The sequence below is a fragment of the Burkholderia sp. BCC1638 genome (assembly GCF_902833195.1).
In the GTDB taxonomy this organism is placed as follows: Bacteria; Pseudomonadota; Gammaproteobacteria; order Burkholderiales; family Burkholderiaceae; genus Burkholderia; species Burkholderia diffusa.
Window position 1 is genome coordinate 111,244 of the sequence record NZ_CADFEC010000018.1, and the last position, 17,736, is coordinate 128,979.

A 17,736-nucleotide genomic window follows, 5' to 3' on the forward strand; every position below is an offset into this window, starting at 1 on the left:
TGCCGGCGGGGAACGGCGCCGCCGCGTCGAATCGTGATCGCGGACGCCACGCCCGAGCTGACATTTTCCCTTCATCGGTACGCCGGGCTGGCGCGGCACGCGCTCACTTTGCGAAAAAGCCCGCCAGGCTTCCACCTGGCGGGCTTCCGGTACATCAGATCGGGCATGGCTGCCCGGACAATTACTCCTGCCCCTGGCTCGTGAGGAACTCCTCGTAATTCCCGCCGAAGTCGAACAGCGTGCCGTCCGTGCGCACTTCGATGATCCGGTTCGCCAGCCCGCTCACGAATTCGCGGTCGTGGGACACGAAGATCAGTGTGCCTTCAAACTGCTCGAGCGCGATCTGCAGCGACTCGATCGACTCCATGTCCATGTGGTTGGTCGGCTCGTCCATCAGCAGCACGTTGTGGCGGCCGAGCATCAGCTTGCCCCAGATCATGCGGCCCTTCTCGCCGCCCGACAGCACCTTCACCGACTTCTTGATGTCGTCCGACGAGAACAGCAGGCGGCCCAGCGTGCCGCGCACCATCGTTTCGTCGTCGCCGTCCTTGCGGTACTGGTCGATCCAGTCCATCAGCGTGATGTCGTTCGGGAACTCCTCGTACGTGTCCTGCGGCATGTAGCCGACATTCGCGTTCTCAGACCACTTCACCGTGCCGTGATCGAGTTGCAGCGCGCCGAGCAGCGAACGCAGCAGCGTCGTCTTGCCCGCGCCGTTCTCGCCGATGATCGCGATGCGCTCGCCCGGCTGCACCGAGAGGTTGAAGTTCTGGAAGATCGTGCGCTCGTACTTCTTCGTGATGTCTTCGGCGACCACCGCGACGTTGTGCAGCTTCTTCTCGAACTCGAAGCGAATGAACGGGTTCTGACGCGACGACGGCTTGAATTCCTCGATCTTGATCTTGTCGATCTGCTTCGCGCGGCTCGTTGCCTGGCGGGCCTTCGACTTGTTCGCCGAGAAGCGGCGCACGAAGTCCTGCAGCTCGGCCACGCGCTCCTTCGCGCGCGCGTTCGCCGCGGCCTGGCGCTCGCGCGCCTGTGCCGATGCGAGCATGTAGTCGTCGTAGTTGCCCGGCCAGACCTTCAGCGTGCCGAAGTCCATGTCGGCCATGTGCGTGCACACCGAGTTCAGAAAGTGACGATCGTGCGAGATGATGATCATCGTCGAGTTGTACTCGTTGAGCGTGTGCTCGAGCCAACGGATCGAGTTGATGTCCAGGTTGTTGGTCGGTTCGTCGAGCAGCAGCACGTCCGGCTTCGAGAACAGCGCCTGCGCGAGCAGCACGCGCAGCTTCCAGCCCGGCGCGACGTCGGCCATCGTGCCGTTGTGGAACTTCTCCTCGATGCCGATGCCGAGCAGCAGCGCGCCCGCGCGCGCCTCGGCGTCGTAGCCGCCGTATTCGGCGAACTTGCCTTCGAGCTCGGCCGCGTGCATGTAGTCGTCGTCGGTGGCATCCGGGTTCGCGTAGATCGCGTCGCGCTCGGTCATCGCGGCCCACATCTCGGTGTGGCCCATCATCACGACGTCGAGCACGCGCACGTCTTCGTACGCGAACTGGTCCTGGCGCAGCTTGCCCAAGCGCACGTTCGGCTCCAGCGCGACGTTGCCGGCGCTCGGCTCGAGGTCGCCACCGAGGATCTTCATGAAGGTCGACTTGCCGCAGCCGTTCGCGCCGATCAGACCATAGCGGTTGCCCTCGCCGAATTTGACCGAGATATTCTCGAACAAGGGCTTCGGCCCGAATTGCATCGTGATGTTGGCAGTAGAAAGCACGGCAGGTCCCGTAAGAGAGAAATCGACGGAAAACCGTGTATTTTAGCAGGTGTCGGAGAAACTGCCGACCGCCCCGTTCCGGCCCCGCCAGCCGGGCCGCCGCGCGCGGCGCCGGCCCTGCCCCGGACATCCTCACTTGCCGGCCTTCAGCGCCTCCTTCTGCGCCGCCTTGGCCTTCATCTGCCCGAACAGCTCCGAGCACGGCACGTCGCGGTTATTGCTCGGCGCGATCAGCGGAATCAGCGCCGCGAACGGGTTGATCAGGCCCAGCCCGACCATCGCGCCGGCGCGCAGCGCGAGCGCGCCGGCGTCGACGCCGACCTTCGGGTTCTTGAACGTGCCCTTCGCGTACAACGGCGAACGCAACGAGAAGACCCGGAAACCCTTCGTATGCGGATGGATCTTCAGATCGATCGATTCATCGCGCAGGTTGACCGGGCCGTCGACGTTGATCAGCGCGTCGTCCGTATCGAGCGCGAACACCTTCGGGTCGAGCATGCCGTCGTTCGCGACGAAGTCGATCGCCGCGCAATTGATGTTCACGTCGCGGGTGCCGAACAGCTTCTCGTAGACGACGTTCGCGACGTTCAGCCCCGCCGCCTCCATCAGCAGCAGGCTGATGCGGCCATCCGTGATGAGCGCCTTCACTTCGCCGGTCGACGTCGCCGCGAGCGCGGCCGGCGAGTTGCCGGTCGCCGACAGCGACGCGTCGCCGTTGATTTCGCCGAGCGCGGTCTGCATCACCTTCTGCGTCGGGAACAGTTGCTTCAGCCTCAAGTGACGCGCGGCCAGCGTAAAGCGGCCCTTGAGCGGCGTGCGGCTGCCGTCGAGATGCGCGTTGGTCGCGAGCGTGCCGCCCGCGACGCCGAACTGCAGCGGTTCGAGCGACAGCACGCCGTCCTGCAGCAGGATGTGCGTGTAAAGGTCGGTGATCGGCAGTTGCGGGCTCTTGATCAGCTTGCGCCCGGTGAACTTCACGTCCGCGTCGATCGCGCTCCAGCGCTCGGTGCGGAACGTCGCGACCGGCAGCACGCGGTCCGGCGGCTGGCGCGTCGTGTCGCCGCGCTTCGCCTTGCTCGCAGCCGAATCGGCGCCGATCACCGGCGCGAGGTCTGAGAACTGCAGCAGGTTCGACACGAGCTCGCCCGACAGCTTCGGCCGCGGCTCGCGCTGCGCCCAGGTGAGCGTGCCGCGGAGATCGCTGCCGCCGACGCGGCCGTTGAAATTCTCGTAGCGGAACGTGCTCGCGTGCTGCTTGATGTTGCCGATCAGGCGCCCCTCGGTCGCATACGGCGGCGTGTCCGGCAGCGTAATGCCGGTGATCTGGTAGAGGTGCGACATCGACGTGCCTTGCAGCCACAGACGCAGGTCGAGTGCCGCGAGATGCATCGGGTCGGTCAGCGTGCCGACGATCGCCAGCCGCGTGTCGCCGGCCTTTACGTCGGCCTGCAGCGGGAACGGCTGCGTCGCGTTCTCGACCGCCAGCACGCCGCCCACCTTGCCGGTGCCGCTGATCGGCACGTTCTTGTATCGGCCGTCGACCTTGAGCCCGAACGCATACGTCGGGCCGGCCGGCTTCGCGGGCGCAGCGGCACCCGACGCAGCGGACGCACCGCTCGCGGCGGATGCCGGCACGGCCGTGGATACGGAGGAAACCGAAGTAGCCGGCGCGGCAGCGGAGGCACCCGACGCCGTTGCGGCGGACGCCCCGCTCGCGCCTTGCGCAGCCGACGCACCCGACGCAGCCTCGGCACTCGCCTGCGCGCTCAGTCGGGCGGCGCCACTCTTGCCGACACGCTGCGCCGACGCCGCGCGCGACGTTTGCTCCTGCTCCTTCAGCACGTCGCCGATCGGAATCGGCTGGCCGAGCGTATCGATCGCGACCGTGAGATCGGCCTTCGTGATCGCATCGCGATACGTGACGACGCCCTTCGCGAAACCGAAGCTGTCGAGCCGCACCGTCCACGGCGACGGCTGCGACGATTGCTTGAACTGGAAGGTCCACGTATTGCGGCCATCGGCGAGCCGCTCGAGGTCGACCGCGGGATTGACGACATCGATCGACGGAATGACGATTTCATGCGCGAGGAGCGGAAGAATCGCGAGATCGAAATGCGCGGCATCGAGCGTGACGAACTTCGGCCCCTTTGCCCAGTCCGGGTTGCCGATCTCGAGTTGCGTGGCGGAGAAGCTCGGCCAGGGCACCCATGCGCGCCAGCCGGTCTCGCCCTCGGGGCGACGCCAGCCGACCTTGAGATCGCCGTTGATCGCGAACGGGCGGCCAAGTGCGGTACTCACATGTTCGTTGACCCACGGTTTCGCGTGGTTCCAGTCGAACGTGAAAATGAAGATGCCGGCCGCCGCGAGGATCAGTGCGACGATACCGACGATCCATGCAGCCGATTTGCCGATGGCTCGTGCTAGCGTCATGGCGGTTCCGTTGTTGTTCTGCAGAGTTTGCGCGCCATGTCGGGCCACTTGCGTGAGTGAACGGAGCACGACACCGGCGGCTTTTCAATAGGTATTATGGCGCACGCTGCAGTAACGCTTCGGCGCCATTAACGCTTTTTTTCATTTGTGACATGACAGTCCCCTCCGGTCTCATCGATGCGCAGCACATCACGCGCCGCGACGCCAGCAGCGGCAAGACGCTGCTGGCGCCGACCGACTTCAGCCTCGCCGCGGGATCGCGAATTGCTATCACGGGACCGTCGGGCTCCGGCAAGAGCGTGCTGCTGCGCGCGCTCGCGTTGCTCGACCCGCTCGACGGCGGGCATATCCTCTGGCGCGGCAAGCGGATCAGGCGCGGCGCGATTCCGCGCTACCGGCGCAGCGTCGCCTACGTGCGCCAGCGGCCCGCGCAGATGGACGGGACCGTCGAAGCGCAGTTGCGCTATCCGTATTCACTCGCGATCTATCGCGACGTGACGTTCGACCGCGCCCGCGCCGAAGCGCTCGCGGCACGCGCCGGTCGCGGCGCCGATTTTCTCGACAAGCGGGCGAGCGAACTGTCGGGCGGCGAAGCGCAGATCGCCGCGCTCCTGCGCGTGCTGCAGCTCGACCCCGACGTGCTGTTGCTCGACGAACCGACGTCTGCGCTCGACCCCGACTCGACGCGCGCGATCGAAGCGCTCGTCGGGGCCTGGTTCGACGCGGCCCCCGATGCACGCGCCTACATGTGGATCTCGCACGATCCGGCGCAAGCCGCCCGCATCGGCACGATGCGGCTCGTGATGCAGGCCGGCGTGCTGCACGCCGCGAACGCGATGGAGGCGCAGCAATGAGCCCCGCTCTGCAGGATCTGAGTCTCGTCGACGTCGGCATCGCCGCCGCGCTCGTCGCTGTCAACGGTGCGATCTCGGCCGCGCTGTCGCTCGGTCTCGGGCGCAAGCTCGCGCTCGCCGCCGTGCGCACCGTCGTGCAGTTGCTGGCAATCGGCTACGTGCTCGGCTGGGTGTTCGGTCATCCGCACTGGACCGTCGTGCTGCCGCTCACCGCGTTGATGACGCTGATTGCAGGCTTCGCGGGCGCCGGCCGCGGCAAGCGCACGTATCGCGGACAGCGCGTCGACAGCATCGCGTCGATCTGGTTCAGCAGCTGGTTCGTCGCGGCCGTCGGTCTGTTCGCCGTGATCCGCATTCATCCGTGGTACACGCCGCAATATGCGATCCCGATCCTCGGGATGATCCTCGGCAATACGCTCACGGGCGTATCGCTCGGCGTCGAACGGATGATGGAGGAACTGACCGCGCGACGCGACCGCGTCGAGACGGCACTGGCGCTCGGTGCGACGCGCTGGGAAGCCGCGCAGGACGCCGCGCGCCAGGCCGTGCGCGCGGGCATGCTGCCGACGCTCAACCAGATGGCCGTCGTCGGCGTCGTGAGCCTGCCGGGGATGATGACGGGCCAGGTGCTGGCCGGCCAGTCGCCGCTGCAGGCCGTGCGCTACCAGATCGTGATCATGTTCCTGATCGCCGCGGCGTCCGCGCTCGGCACCGTGGGCGCGGTGCTGATGACGTATCGCCGGTTGTTCTCGGCCGATCACCGATTTCTTGCAACGCGGCTCGAGGAACGCGCGCATTGACCTGCGGCGCACGCGGCATCCGCGTGGCGTGCGGTCAGCGGGCGGCGCGGCGTTTGCCGATGGCCTGGCGCAACGCGGCCGTGACGTCGGCGTCGGGCGCGAGCCCGTCGACCGACGCGACGAGCCGCACCGCGCGCGGCGTCGTCACATAGGCCTGCGCACCGACGTAACCGCCGCTGCCGGCCGAGCGCGTCGTGACGACGAGCGCCTGCGGCGCACGCACGCCGAGGTCGGCGGTGAAGGCATCGGCGACGGTGCCGTCACGTGCATGCAGCACGCCGGTCACGTAGTCGTCCGTATCGAAGCCGGGGGCGGCATGCGCGGTCGAATACACGCGCACCGCGTAGCTGCCGGTCGAGCACGGTTCGAGCGCGCCGCTCGACACGACGGCGACCTGCTGTCGCGACGGCAGCTCGACCTTCTTCACGAAGCTGCAATCGTCGGCCGCCTGTGCATGGGCAGCAACGAACGCAGCAGCCGACAGCAGCACGCGCATGTAATGTTTCATCGGAATGTCGTTCGGGGAAGATGGAGGATGCCGGAAGAATAGCGTGACATCCGCGGGACGTCACGCAGGCCGCCTGTGCGAATAACCGCGCTATCGGCGCGCGCCGGGCGTGACGAAGTCGAACATCGCTCAACGGAAAGGCCCGAAGACGCGCGCCAGGAAAACCGTCACGCGCGACGCTGCCCGGATCGCCCTGATGCGCATCGCGATCGTTGCGCGCGCACCGGACGCCTTGCCGGCCCACGCGCCCCGCTCAGCGCTTGATCGACACCGTCACCTTCGTGCCGTCGCTCATCGTGACGGACTTCGACCCGCCATTGGTCGAAATCGACACCCACTTGACCTGGCTCACCGACACGACGTCCGGGCACTGCAGCGACTTGCCGCTCACGCTCACGTTGCGCGTGCCTTTCGGCGCGGCGGCCTGGAAGCTCATCTGCACGTTCGCGATCCCCTTCGCGTCGACCGACGGCGCGAGCCGCACCTGGGTCTGGCGCACCATCGCGCCGTTCGCGTCGCGCGGCAGGTTGTCGGCGTTCGGGCAACCGTCGGGCATCGCGACCGCGCCGCCGGGCGGCACCGACTTCCAGTTGAAGTCGTCCGTTTCGCCCGAGCGGATCTTGCGCGTCTCCTGCGTATTGCCGAAGGTCTTCGAGTCGACCTTGACGGTGTATTCGAGCTGCCCCGTCCCGCCGCCCTTCAGGCTGCCCTTGACCGGCGGCGCCGCAAATACGCTCGCGCTGACGCACGCCGCCGCGAACAAAACAGACCACGATGCGGCGACTGACAAGCTGCGTTGGCTCATGCTGACCTCCTTGTAATGCGGCGGCACGCGCGTGCCGCGCGGTTTTCGATGCATGATGCGTTGCCAGTCTACCGCCAAGCGGCATGCAATGCGCCGCAAACGCATCGGGTGTTACCCCGCTTGCGTTCGCGGCGCCGTATCCCGTACGGGCGATGCCGCCTCTCGAGAAAACGCCGGGCCACCTCGGGTTTTCCGCCCCGGCCTCGAGGTCAGAATCCGCTCAGCACCAGCTTGCCGATCGCGCGCCCGGCCTCGAGCAGTTGGTGCGCGCGCCGCAGGTTCGCGGCGTTGATGGTGCCGAGCTGCTCGCCGAGCGTCGTGCGCAGCGTGCCGCCGTCGACGAGCCTCGCCACCTCGCTCAGGATCTTGTGCTGTTCGACCATGTCCGGCGTCTCGAACATCGCGCGCGTGAACATGAACTCCCAATGAAACGCGGCGCTTTTCGCCTTCAACAACTCGACCGGAATCGGCTTCTCGTTCTCGACGATCGTGCAAATGCCGCCCTGCGGCCGGATCACTTCCGCCGCGGCAGGGAAATGACGATCCGTGTCGTTGAAGATCAGTACATAGTCGACGTTCGCATGACCGATCTCGCGCAGTTGCGCGGGCAAGTCGCCGAAATGGTCGACCACGTCGTCCGCGCCGAGCGAGCGCACCCATTCGGCCGACGCCGGCCGCGACGCGGTCGCGATCACGTGCAGCTTGCCGAGCGTCTTCGCAAGCTGGATCGCGATCGAACCCACCCCGCCCGCGCCGCCGACGATCAGCACCGACTTGCCCGCGTCCGCGCCCTGCGGCGACACGCGCAGCCGGTCGAACAGCGCCTCCCACGCGGTCAGCGCGGTGAGCGGCAACGCAGCCGACGCCGCGAAATCGAGCGAGCGCGGCTTGATCGCCGCGATCCGCTCGTCGACCGTGTGAAATTCGCTGTTCGCGCCGGGGCGTGTGATGCTGCCGGCGTAGAACACCTCGTCGCCCGGCCGGAACATCGTCACCTCGGCACCGACCGCGACGACCGTGCCGGCCGCATCCCAGCCGAGCACGCGCGGGGTCTCCTCGACCTGCTGCTTCGGCGCGCGCACCTTGGTGTCGACCGGGTTCACGGAGATCGCCTCGACCTTCACGAGCAGGTCGCGCGGGCCCGGCACGGGTTGCGGCAATTCCACGTCGACGAGCGACTGCGGGTCGTCGATCGGCAGATAACGGGTCAGTCCAACGGCTTTCATCACGAAACTCCTTCAGGGAAATCGGGCGGGCCGCGGCGCAGCCCCATGCCTGCCATCGTAGGCGGCCCGATCCTTCGAGAAAACCGCTATATTTCCTGAAACATTTTCAGGAATTTCAGAATAATGGCATCCGATCCGATTCCGGCCCCCGACAAGCCGCTCGACCTGCTCGACGTCGGCCTGTTCGTGCGCGCGGCACTGCTGGCGAACGTGAGCGCGGCCGGACGCGAGTTCGGCGTGTCGGCCGCGGTCGCAAGCGCGCGCATCGCGCAGCTGGAGCGCCAGCTCGGCGCGCGCTTGCTGCATCGCACCACGCGCCGCATCAGCCTCACGCAGGACGGCGAAATCTTCATGGCCCGCGCCGAGGCGCTGCTGTCGGCCGCCGACGCCGCGCGCGCGTCGGTCGGCCACGGCCGCAGCGAGCCGTACGGACGGCTGAAGGTGTCGATGTCGTCGTCATTCGGCCGCCAGCACGTCGCGCCCGTGATCCCCGCATTCCTGCGCCGCTATCCGTCCGTGTCACTCGACCTGCGGCTATCCGACGAGATCGTCGACCTCGTCGACGACGGCTACGACGTCGCGATCCGCCTCGGCGCGCTGAAGGACTCGACGCTGGTCGCGCGCAAGCTCGCCGCCAACCGGCGCGTGCTGTGCTGCTCGCCCGCGTATCTCGCCGAACACGGGACGCCGCGCCATCCCGCCGATCTCGCACAGCACGAATGCGTGATTCTCGGCGACCAGCGCGACTGGTCGTTCGTCACGCCGCAAGGCCCGCTCACCGTGCGCGTCGGCGGCCGGCTCGTCGCGAGCAACGGCGAGGCGATCCGCGAAGCGCTCGTCGACGGCTTCGGCATCGCGATCAAGTCGACCTGGGACGTCGGCCCGCTGCTCGCGAGCGGCGCGCTCGTCACGGTGCTCGACGATTATCCGTTCGCGAACGACGTCGCGATCTGGGCCGTCTATCCGAGCCGCGCGCACGTGCCGCTCAAGACGCTCGCGTTCATCGCGTTCCTGGCCGAACACTTCGGCGATCCGCCTTACTGGGATGGCGCGGGTGAACGATAGGCGCCATCCCGTGAGCGGAGCTTGCGGCGGCGCCGGCCGGGCATCCGCGGCGATCCGGTCGCGCCCTGACACCAACCGGCTACAATGGCGCGTTCGCGACGCGACGGCCCGACGCCGGACGGGGCCCGCGTTCGCAGGCGGCCGCATGCCGGCCGCGCACGCGTTTCATTCGCTTCCAATCATTCCGTCATGACCCACAACCTCGTCATCCAGAGTCTCGCGCCGTTGTCGGACGCGCATCACAAACCGCTGCTCGCGCTGTCGCGCGGCACCCGCATCGTGCAGACCGACGATCACGCGCTGCGTATCGAAAACGCAAACCCCGCGCAGCGGCTCGACATCGACGCGTACTGCGGCACGCACGCGCTCGACTTCGGCTTCGTCGAAGCCGGCCGTACGCTCGGCGAGTTCGGGCTCGTCGTGATGGACATGGATTCGACGCTGATCACGATCGAATGCATCGACGAGATCGCCGATTTCTGCGGGCTGAAGACGCAGGTTGCGGAGATCACCGAGGCATCGATGCGCGGCGAGATCCGCGACTTCAACGAAAGCCTCACGCGTCGCGTCGCGCTGCTCGCGGGGCTCGACGCGCAGGCGCTCGAGCGCGTGTACGAGGAACGGCTGCAATTGTCGCCGGGCGCGGAGACGATGCTCGCCGGCGTGAAAGCCGCGGGACTGAAGACGCTGCTCGTGTCGGGCGGCTTCACGTTCTTCACCGAGCGCCTGAAGGCGCGCCTCGGCCTCGACTACGCGCACGCGAACACGCTCGAGATCGTCGACGGCAAGCTGACCGGCAAGGTGCTCGGCGAAATCGTCAACGCCGACGTGAAGGCGCGCATGCTGCGCGATACCTGCGCATCGCTCGGCCTCGAGCCGAGCCGCGCGATCGCGATGGGCGACGGGTCGAACGATCTGAAGATGATGGCCGAAGCCGGGCTGTCGGTCGCGTTCCACGCAAAGCCCGTCGTGCGCGATGCGGCCACCGTCGCATTCGACCACGTGGGCCTCGACGGGCTGCTGCGGCTGTTCTGATTTCCGGTCTGCGCACGCCGTCCATGAAAAAACGCCCGCGCGATATTGCATCGCGCGGGCGTTTCGTTTTTCCGCTTCGGTTCCGTTATCGGCCGAGCGTGGCCTGCAACGCGCGCTCGATGTCCGCACGCAGGTCGGCTTCGTCTTCGAGACCGACGTAAAAGCGCACCAGCGTGCCGCGATGCGGCCACTCCGCACGCATCGACGCCACGTCGTAAGGCATCGCGAGGCTGCATGCACCGCCCCAGCTCCAGCCGATCGCGAACAGCTCGAGCGCCTCGACGAAACGATCGATCTGCTCGCTGCTGTAGCGTTCGTCGAACACCACCGAGAACAGCCCGCCCGCGCCGGTGAAGTCGCGCACGAACGATGCGTGCCCCGGACAGTCCGGCAGTTGCGGATGCAGCACGGCGGCGATTTCCGGCCGCGCCTTCAGCCATTGCGCGAGCGCAAGCGCGCTCTTGCTGTGCGCATCGAAGCGCACCTGCATGTTCGGCAGGCTGCGCAGCACGAGCGAGCAATCGTCGACCGACACGCCGATCCCGCAGCGCATCCGCGCGAGCTTCAGTTGCGCGTGCAGTTCCGCGTTCGCGGTAATCGTCGCGCCCATCAACACGTCGCTGCCGCCCGATTGATACTTGGTCAGCGCCTGCACCGAGATGTCGACGCCATGCTCGAACGGCTTGAACGCGAGGCCGGCCGAATACGTGTTGTCGATCGCGGTGACGACGCCGCGCGCCTGCGCGACCGTCGTGATCGCGCGCACGTCGGGCACTTCCATCGTCACCGAGCCCGGCGCCTCGATCCAGATCAGCCGCGTGTTCGGCTGGATCAGGTCGGCGATGCCCGCGCCGACGAGCGGATCGTAGAAGCGCGCGGTGATGCCGAAATCCTTCGCGAGCCAGTTGCCGAAATCGGCGTTCGGCCCGTAGATGTTGTGCGGGATCAGCACGTCGTCGCCCGCCTTCACGATCCCGAAATAGACGTTCATGATCGCCGCGAGGCCCGACGGCTGCAGCAGCGCATGCGTGCCGCCCTCGATCTCGGCGAGCCGCTGCGCGAGCGCGAGCGATGTCGGCGTCGCGTGCAGCCCGTAGCGCCACTGGTTGTCGTTGTGCCAGACCAGCGCGCGCATCGTCGCGAGATCGGGGAACACGACCGTCGATGCCCGCGCGACCGGCGGGACGAACGAGCGGAAGCCTTCCGGAATGATGTCGTCGGGTTGAACGATGCGGGTCTGGAGTGCGCGCTTCGGATTGGATGCAGTCATGGCAGGAGGCCGGGGGAAAGGCCGTTCGGTTGCGGAATGTGTCGCTAGATTAGCCAAAATCGGCGCGCTTGGCCCGGTACAATGCGCGCCGCGCGCACCGAGCCAGCGCGCGCTCAGTCGTCGGTGCGCAGGTTGACGATGCCGCCGACCGTCTCGATTTCCTGTATCCGGCCGTCGCGCACCTGCAGCGCCGCGCGCTTGCCCGGCGCCAGACGCAGCACGACGGGCTGCGGATCCGATTCGTCCGAGTTCATCCGGTCGGCCTTCAGGTCGCCCGTCGCGTCGAAGCGGCCGATCCACACGCCCGTGATGTTCGTGCCGTCGTTCGATTCCTCGATTTCGAGCGTGTCGCCGTCGCGATCGCCGGCGAGCAGCACGACCTCACCCGTGTCCGCGAACTGGTATTCGCCATGCAAGCCTTCCTCGTCCGTCTTCGGCCCGAGATGCACGACGATCGGCCGGTCGCCGAGCGTGCCTTCGTAGCGCGGCAGGCGGGCGAATTCCGGATTCGGCCGCAGCGGCCGCGCGGGTGTCGCTTCATCCTGCTGCACGCCCGGCGCGGCGGCCTGCGCCGCGACCACGCCCGGCATCGCGAGGCCCGCCGCCAGCGCACCGGCGACCACCAGCGCACGTTGCCATTCCGAATATCGACCCACCTTGTGTTGCTCCTTGCTTCAGATTCGCTCGAAAAAACACGGCGACATGCTGCCTGCCGCCGATGGTCGTCGTCACGCGCGCGTAGCGATCGCGCGTGCGCAAACACCGATGTACGCACGCCGCTTGCCACCTTCACGTTGCATGTCGCCCGTCATCCAGGGATTGCGGATGCGTGCGTCACGCGAGCGAGGCCACGACCGGCGTGCGTGATCGGCGTCAGCCCTGCATCAGGCGTTCCACCGCCTCGCGGTGCGGAATCGGCGCGACCGCGCCGAAACCCGTTGTCGACAGCGCCGCGGCCGCGTTCGCATAACGCGCCGCCGCGAACGGATCGTCGCCCGCGACGATCCGTGCAACGAACGCGCCGCCGAAGCAGTCGCCCGCGCCCGTCGCATCGACGGCCTCGACCGCGAAGCCCGGCACCACACGCCGCTCGTTCGGGGTCGCCACGTACGCGCCTTCCTTACCGAGCTTCAGCGCGACGACCCGCGGCCCGTGTTCGAGCATCGCGTCGACGATCGCGTCGCGATCGTTCGCGCCCGTGAGCGCCGTGACGTCGTCCCAGCTCGGCAGGCAGATGTCCGTCTGGCGCAGCGCCTCGCGCATCACCGCGCGGGCGCGCGGCAGCGGCCACAGCTTCAGGCGCAGGTTCGTATCGAAGCTGACCTGCGCGCCGTTGCCGCGCGCGTGGTCGATCGCCGCGAACGCAGCGTCGCATGCGGCCGTGCTGATCGCGAGGCTGATGCCCGACAGGTGCACGGCCTTCGCCACGGCCAGCGCATCGAGCGGCAGGTCGGCCACCGCGTAGCGGCTCGCTGCGGAGCCCGCGCGCAGATAGTCGAACTGGTGGCCATCCGCGCCGTGCGTGACGAAATACACGCCGGTCGGCGCCGAGCGGTCGATCCGCACGTACGTCGTGTCGACGCCCTCCGCCGCCCACATGTCGGCCAGCAAGCGGCCGAACGGATCGTCGCCGATCGCCGACACGAAGCCCGTCGACGCGCCCTGACGCGCCGCGGCGATGCAGAAGTTCGACGTGTCGCCGCCGAAGCCCTGCAGGAACTCCGGGCGCCCCGGCTGCGACTGGTTGAATTCGATCATCGCCTCGCCGAGCGCGAGGATCTGCGGAAACGCTGCGGTCATCGCTTAGACCTCGCCCCACAGGTCGTGGCCGTCCGCGCCGGTGATCTTCACCGACACGAAATCGCCGACCTTGTAGCGCTTCGACGCCTTCGTCGCCGGTTCGACGTAGACGACCCCGTCGATCTCCGGCGCATCCGCCGCCGTGCGGCCGATGCCGCCTTCCTCGCTGACTTCGTCGATCAGCACCTTGAGGGTCTTGCCGACCTTGCGCTGGATGCGCCGCGCCGACACTTCCTCGGCGACTTCCATGAAGCGCGCGCGGCGTTCTTCGCGAACGTCATCCGGCAGTGCGCCGTCCAGGTCGTTCGCGGTCGCGCCTTCGACCGGCGAATAGGCAAAGCAGCCGACGCGATCGAGTTCCGCCTCGCGGATGAAGTCGAGCAGCGTTTCGAACTGCTCTTCCGTCTCGCCGGGGAAGCCGGCGATGAACGTGCTGCGGATCGTCAGGTCCGGGCAGATCTCGCGCCACTTCTGCACGCGCTCGAGCACCTTCTCGGCGTTCGCCGGGCGCTTCATGCGCTTCAGCACTTCCGGATGCGCGTGCTGGAACGGCACGTCGAGATACGGCAGCACGTGGCCCTTGAACGGGCCTTCGGCCATCAGCGGAATGACTTCGTCCACGCTCGGGTACGGATACACGTAGTGCAGGCGCACCCATGCGCCATACTGCGCGGCGAGTTCGCCGAGCGCGGCGACCAGGTCGGTCATGCGCGTCTTGATCGGCTTGCCGTTCCAGAAGCCCGTGCGGTACTTCACGTCGACGCCGTACGCGCTCGTGTCCTGCGAGATCACGAGCAGTTCCTTCACGCCCGACTTGAACAGGTTCTCCGCCTCGAGCATCACTTCAGCGACCGGACGCGACACGAGATCGCCGCGCATCGACGGGATGATGCAGAACGTGCAGCGGTGGTTGCAGCCTTCGGAGATCTTCAGGTACGCATAGTGGCGCGGCGTGAGCTTGATGCCGGCGGCCGGCACGAGGTCGACGAACGGATCGTGCGGCTTCGGCAGGTGCGAGTGCACGGCCTGCATCACTTCGCCCACCGCGTGCGGGCCGGTGACGGCGAGCACCTTCGGGTGGACTTCCTCGATCAGGTTCGAGCCGCTGGCGCTCGACTTTGCGCCGAGGCAGCCGGTGACGATCACCTTGCCGTTCTCGGTCAGCGCTTCGCCGATCGCGTCGAGACTTTCCTGCACGGCTTCGTCGATGAAGCCGCAGGTGTTGACGACGACGAGGTCGGCACCGTCGTAGGTGCCGGAGATTTCATAACCTTCGGCGCGCAGTTGGGTGATGATTTGTTCGGAGTCGACGAGCGCCTTCGGGCACCCGAGGGATACGAAGCCTACTTTGGGGGACTGGGACATCTGGAATGTGGGGGCGTGGCGGCAAAAGCGTGAGTTTACAGCTATTTATGGGTCAGGGAGGCAAAACCGGCGCTCAAGACGCCGTGGATGGCACCCTCAATACCCAGCACGCGCCGGCGGAACCGGCAGCTGATCCAGCCTTTCAGACCGGCGACGATGAAACGATGAATGCGATCACCGCCCGTCATGCACGACAATCGCCCCCGGCCTCACCCCGCCCCTATGCGAAAATCGCAACATCCGCTCTCTTCACTTACCCAACAGGCTTCGCATGACCACCCACATCACGATCGAATTCACCGAGCACGCCGCCGAGACCATCGGCGAGCAGACCAGCGCCAGCTTTTCCTATGACCAGGGCGCCCACGTGCCGCAGCCGGGCGACTTCGTCGAACTCGAGAATTCGCGGCAGACGTTTCTTGTGATCGGCCGGGTGTTTTCGCTGAAGGCGAACTACTGCGCGGTGAAGCTCGTGCTCGACCTTCCTCCCGCGGACGATCACCAGGATTTCGATCCGGCACTTTGAGCCAAGCCGGCGAACGCGCAGGCTTTGCCGCTGCGCGTTGTGACGCGGCCCGACGCAACGGCGATCGGCCGCACTGGCACAAACGCACGCCGTGCGGCGCGACACGCCCGGGTGTCGATTTGCTGATGACTCTCTGGAATTAGATAAAGGCGACCGGACCACGATCGCACCGGCCCCCACGCGAGGGCACAGGCATTCGATGCCGACGATCAGGAACGACCGTCGGCAACATCTTGCGCCAGCGGCCATCGTCGTGCCCGAGCACACGATCGGCCGCATCGCACCGCCGCGCATCGCGGCGCCAAGCCAGGCGTCGGGCGGCGGGTGCCGCCGCGACCGGCCTGCCGCGCAAGCGTTACTTCTTCTCCGGCTCCGGCGCGCCCGGTTGCTTGAACGGGAACGTGCTGAACATCGACTTCGCCTGGTTCTGCATCTGCTCCTGCATCTGCACGAACATGTTCTTCGACTGCTCGATGTAGCTCGTCATCATCCCTTGCATCATCGGCGCCTGCATGTTCATGAACTGCGACCAGACTTCCGGATTCATCGCGTTACCTTCGTAAAGGTTCTTCGATTGATCCGCGAGCTTGTTCTGGATGTCGATGAACGCCTGGATATTCTTTTCCAAGTACGTGCCCATCATGCCCTGCATCGCATGACCGTAGAAACGGATGATCTGCGACAGCATCGACGACGAGAACATCGGCACGCCGCCACTCTCTTCCTCGAGGATGATCTGCAGCAGGATGCTGCGCGTCAGGTCTTCGTTGGATTTCGCGTCGACGACCTTGAAGTCCTCCTGTTCCAGCACGAGCTGCTTGACGTCGGTCAGCGTGATGTACGTGCTCGTCTCGGTATCGTAGAGCCGGCGGTTCGGGTACTTCTTGATGAGCCGCTCGGCCGTTTTCTTTGTAGTAGTCATGTAACGCCTTTGGGTGCAGCGTAGCGCAAGTGACAAATCCCCGCCTCCCGGATCCGGGAGGCGGGGGCCTTCGGAAACGCCGGGCCGCGCGGCCGAAGCGGCCCGCGCAGCCGGACGTTCAGCCCATATGCAGGCCGCCGTTCAGCGAGAAGTCGGCGCCTGTCGCGAAGCCGGAGTCGTTCGACGCGAGCCACGCGACGATCGAACCGATTTCCTCCGGCGCGCCGAGACGACGCACCGGGATCGTCGCGACGATCTTCTCGAGCACGTCCGGACGAATCGCCTTCACCATGTCGGTGCCGATGTAGCCGGGCGACACGGTGTTGACCGTCACGCCCTTCGTTGCGACTTCCTGCGCGAGCGACATCGTGAAACCGTGGATGCCGGCTTTCGCGGTCGAGTAGTTCGTCTGGCCGAATTGCCCCTTCTGGCCGTTCACCGACGAAATGTTGATGATCCGGCCCCAGCCGCGCTCGACCATCCCGTCGATCACCTGCTTCGTCACGTTGAACAGGCTCGTCAGGTTGGTGTCGATCACGGCCGTCCAGTCTTCATGCGTCATCTTGCGGAACACGACGTCGCGCGTGATGCCCGCGTTGTTGACCAGCACGTCGATCTCGCCGACTTCGGCCTTGACCTTGTCGAACGCTGCCTTGGTCGAGTCCCAGTCGCCCACGTTGCCTTCCGACGCGATGAAATCGTAGCCGAGCGCCTTCTGGTCCTCGAGCCATTTCACCCGGCGCGGCGAGTTCGGGCCGCAACCCGCGACCACCTTGAAGCCGTCTTTCGACAGACGCTGGCAGATGCTGGTGCCGATGCCGCCCATCCCGCCCGTTACGTACGCAATTCGCTGAGACATAAATCTCACTCCATTTTTTGGTTTCGAGAGCCGCCGGAGGCCCCCTCTGACTTCACGTAACGCCGGCCGAAGCTGCAATCGGCCGGCGCCCGGATTGGTTTGGCCGTGACGGACGACCGGTTACGGACGCTCGACCGCAAGCGCGACGCCCATCCCGCCGCCGATGCACAGCGACGCCAGCCCGCGCTTCGCGTCGCGCTTGACCATCTCGTGCAGCAGCGTCACCAGGATCCGGCAACCCGACGCGCCGATCGGGTGACCGATCGCGATCGCACCGCCGTTCACGTTCACCTTCGATGTGTCCCAGCCCATCTGCTTGTGCACCGCCAGCGCCTGCGCCGCGAATGCCTCGTTGATTTCCATCAGGTCCAGGTCGCCCGGCGTCCAGCCCGCTCGCTCCAGGCAGCGGCGCGATGCCGGCACCGGACCCATGCCCATCACGCTCGGATCCACGCCCGCGTTCGCGTATGCCTTGATCCGCGCGAGCGGCGTCAGGC

At 66.7% G+C, this 17,736-nt stretch carries 17 protein-coding genes and 1 pseudogene; 5 read left to right on the top strand and 13 right to left on the bottom strand.

The genetic code is table 11. From position 1 onward, the window contains the following. Positions 1 to 181: 181 nt before the first annotated feature. Together HWX22_RS21010 and HWX22_RS21015 are read right to left on the bottom strand one after the other, a co-directional pair. Positions 182 to 1,774 (bottom strand): ABC-F family ATPase, encoded by a 1,593-nt coding sequence (locus tag HWX22_RS21010; RefSeq protein WP_059524228.1) that lies wholly within the window; start codon positions 1,772 to 1,774, stop codon positions 182 to 184. Positions 1,775 to 1,906: 132 nt separating this feature from the next. After that, the gene (locus tag HWX22_RS21015) at positions 1,907 to 4,204 is read right to left on the bottom strand and encodes an AsmA family protein (RefSeq protein WP_175916317.1); all 2,298 of its coding nucleotides are present in this window, start codon (positions 4,202 to 4,204) and stop codon (positions 1,907 to 1,909) included. Positions 4,205 to 4,356: 152 nt separating this feature from the next. Here HWX22_RS21015 and HWX22_RS21020 point away from each other — a divergent pair, with 152 nt between their 5' ends. Beyond that, positions 4,357 to 5,058 carry an ATP-binding cassette domain-containing protein gene (locus HWX22_RS21020; protein ID WP_175912485.1) on the top strand — a complete coding sequence of 234 codons (702 nt, stop codon included), beginning with the start codon at positions 4,357 to 4,359 and terminating at the stop codon, positions 5,056 to 5,058. Then, complete coding sequence (gene fetB / locus HWX22_RS21025; protein ID WP_175912483.1) at positions 5,055 to 5,858, top strand: iron export ABC transporter permease subunit FetB; 804 nt, start codon at positions 5,055 to 5,057, stop codon at positions 5,856 to 5,858. Before HWX22_RS21020 ends, fetB begins: the two co-directional genes overlap by 4 nt. A 34-nt stretch (positions 5,859 to 5,892) precedes the next feature. Here the strand turns inward: fetB and HWX22_RS21030 are convergent, their stop codons facing one another. The 3 genes from HWX22_RS21030 to HWX22_RS21040 form a co-directional block, all read right to left on the bottom strand. After that, complete coding sequence (locus HWX22_RS21030) at positions 5,893 to 6,366, bottom strand: PliI family lysozyme inhibitor of I-type lysozyme (protein ID WP_175912481.1); 474 nt, start codon at positions 6,364 to 6,366, stop codon at positions 5,893 to 5,895. A 253-nt stretch (positions 6,367 to 6,619) separates the two neighbouring features. Further along, positions 6,620 to 7,171 carry a DUF6013 family protein gene (locus HWX22_RS21035; protein ID WP_175916318.1) on the bottom strand — a complete coding sequence of 184 codons (552 nt, stop codon included), beginning with the start codon at positions 7,169 to 7,171 and terminating at the stop codon, positions 6,620 to 6,622. 209 nt (positions 7,172 to 7,380) lie between these two features. After that, the gene (locus HWX22_RS21040) at positions 7,381 to 8,397 is read right to left on the bottom strand and encodes a zinc-binding alcohol dehydrogenase family protein (protein ID WP_175916319.1); all 1,017 of its coding nucleotides are present in this window, start codon (positions 8,395 to 8,397) and stop codon (positions 7,381 to 7,383) included. A gap of 123 nt (positions 8,398 to 8,520) precedes the next feature. Here HWX22_RS21040 and HWX22_RS21045 point away from each other — a divergent pair, with 123 nt between their 5' ends. Both HWX22_RS21045 and serB read left to right on the top strand, forming a co-directional pair. Then, entirely contained in the window at positions 8,521 to 9,462 is a 942-nt protein-coding gene (locus HWX22_RS21045; RefSeq protein WP_059524215.1) for a LysR family transcriptional regulator, read from the top strand. A 189-nt stretch (positions 9,463 to 9,651) separates the two neighbouring features. After that, positions 9,652 to 10,497, top strand: a complete 846-nt coding sequence (gene serB / locus HWX22_RS21050) for a phosphoserine phosphatase SerB (protein WP_059524213.1) — start codon at positions 9,652 to 9,654, stop codon at positions 10,495 to 10,497. 85 nt (positions 10,498 to 10,582) lie between these two features. Here serB and HWX22_RS21055 read toward each other — a convergent pair whose 3' ends face one another. The 5 genes from HWX22_RS21055 to HWX22_RS21075 form a co-directional block, all read right to left on the bottom strand. Beyond that, the gene (locus HWX22_RS21055) at positions 10,583 to 11,767 is read right to left on the bottom strand and encodes a cystathionine beta-lyase (protein ID WP_175916320.1); all 1,185 of its coding nucleotides are present in this window, start codon (positions 11,765 to 11,767) and stop codon (positions 10,583 to 10,585) included. Between the two features lie 113 nt (positions 11,768 to 11,880). Further along, on the bottom strand, positions 11,881 to 12,423 hold the full coding sequence (locus tag HWX22_RS21060; RefSeq protein WP_175916321.1) for a hypothetical protein: 543 nt from the start codon (positions 12,421 to 12,423) through the stop codon (positions 11,881 to 11,883). A 217-nt stretch (positions 12,424 to 12,640) separates the two neighbouring features. After that, positions 12,641 to 13,567, bottom strand: a complete 927-nt coding sequence (locus HWX22_RS21065) for a sugar kinase (protein ID WP_175916322.1) — start codon at positions 13,565 to 13,567, stop codon at positions 12,641 to 12,643. 3 nt (positions 13,568 to 13,570) lie between these two features. Further along, complete coding sequence (gene rimO, locus HWX22_RS21070) at positions 13,571 to 14,932, bottom strand: 30S ribosomal protein S12 methylthiotransferase RimO (RefSeq protein WP_174913031.1); 1,362 nt, start codon at positions 14,930 to 14,932, stop codon at positions 13,571 to 13,573. Positions 14,933 to 14,973: 41 nt separating this feature from the next. Beyond that, entirely contained in the window at positions 14,974 to 15,120 is a 147-nt protein-coding gene (locus HWX22_RS21075) for a hypothetical protein (protein WP_159085643.1), read from the bottom strand. A gap of 83 nt (positions 15,121 to 15,203) precedes the next feature. On the opposite strand from HWX22_RS21075, the gene HWX22_RS21080 reads away from it, so the two are divergent. After that, positions 15,204 to 15,458: a hypothetical protein gene (locus HWX22_RS21080; RefSeq protein ID WP_175916323.1), complete on the top strand. Its 255-nt coding sequence runs from the start codon at positions 15,204 to 15,206 to the stop codon at positions 15,456 to 15,458. A gap of 355 nt (positions 15,459 to 15,813) precedes the next feature. Here the strand turns inward: HWX22_RS21080 and phaR are convergent, their stop codons facing one another. From phaR to HWX22_RS21095, 3 genes and pseudogenes are all read right to left on the bottom strand, one after another. Then, positions 15,814 to 16,380, bottom strand: coding sequence for a polyhydroxyalkanoate synthesis repressor PhaR (gene phaR / locus HWX22_RS21085; RefSeq protein ID WP_011549704.1), 567 nt, complete (start codon positions 16,378 to 16,380; stop codon positions 15,814 to 15,816). A 118-nt stretch (positions 16,381 to 16,498) separates the two neighbouring features. Then, entirely contained in the window at positions 16,499 to 17,239 is a 741-nt protein-coding gene (locus HWX22_RS21090) for a 3-ketoacyl-ACP reductase (RefSeq protein WP_059537451.1), read from the bottom strand. 120 nt (positions 17,240 to 17,359) lie between these two features. Beyond that, a pseudogene (locus tag HWX22_RS21095) lies at positions 17,360 to 17,736 on the bottom strand (acetyl-CoA C-acetyltransferase); the annotation flags it as partial.